Source organism: Actinotignum sp. usb-actsch-rep-73, from assembly GCF_059082735.1.
Window position 1 is genome coordinate 1 of the sequence record NZ_JBHNPV010000036.1, and the last position, 1194, is coordinate 1194.

General features: G+C 57.7%; 1 rRNA gene. It reads right to left on the reverse strand.

The features are described from left to right. Positions 1–1194 (reverse strand): 16S ribosomal RNA (locus tag AC5RE1_RS02280); the annotation flags it as partial.

Below are 1194 nucleotides of genomic sequence, written 5' to 3' on the forward strand. Positions count from 1 at the left end.
CGGGTGTTACCAACTTTCGTGACGTGACGGGCGGTGTGTACAAGGCCCGAGAACGTATTCACCGCAGCGTTGCTGATCTGCGATTACTAGCGACTCCACCTTCATGGGGTCGAGTTGCAGACCCCAATCCGAACTGAGACTGGCTTTAAGTGATTCGCTCCACCTTACGATATCGCAACACTCTGTACCAACCATTGTAGCATGCGTGAAGCCCAAGACATAAGGGGCATGATGATTTGACGTCATCCCCACCTTCCTCCGAGTTAACCCCGGCAGTCCCCCACGAGTCCCCACCATAACGTGCTGGCAACATAGGGCAAGGGTTGCGCTCGTTGCGGGACTTAACCCAACATCTCACGACACGAGCTGACGACAACCATGCACCACCTGCACACCCCCAACCAAATGCCACCACATCTCTGCAGCGTCAGGGTGCATGTCAAGCCTTGGTAAGGTTCTTCGCGTTGCATCGAATTAATCCGCATGCTCCGCCGCTTGTGCGGGCCCCCGTCAATTCCTTTGAGTTTTAGCCTTGCGACCGTACTCCCCAGGCGGGGCACTTAAAGCGTTAGCTACGGCGCAGAAACCACGGGTGGCCCCCACACCTAGTGCCCAACGTTTACAGCGTGGACTACCAGGGTATCTAATCCTGTTCGCTCCCCACGCTTTCGCTCCTCAGCGTCAGTAACGGCCCAGAGACCCGCCTTCGCCACCGGTGTTCCTCCTGATATCTGCGCATTCCACCGCTACACCAGGAATTCCAGTCTCCCCTACCGCACTCAAGTCAACCCGTACCCACCGCACGCCCCCAGTTAAGCCAGAGGATTTCACGGCAGACGCGGCCAACCGCCTACAAGCCCTTTACGCCCAATAATTCCGGACAACGCTCGCGCCCTACGTATTACCGCGGCTGCTGGCACGTAGTTAGCCGGCGCTTCTTTACCCACTACCCTCACCACAACCCAAAGCTGCGGCTTGACCATGAGCGAAAAAGGTTTACAACCCGAAGGCCTTCATCCCTCACGCGGCGTCGCTGCATCAGGCTTGCGCCCATTGTGCAAAATTCCCCACTGCTGCCTCCCGTAGGAGTCTGGGCCGTATCTCAGTCCCAATGTGACCGGTCACCCTCTCAGGCCGGTTACCCGTCAAAGCCTTGGTAGGCCATCACCCCACCAACAAGCTGATAGGCCGCGA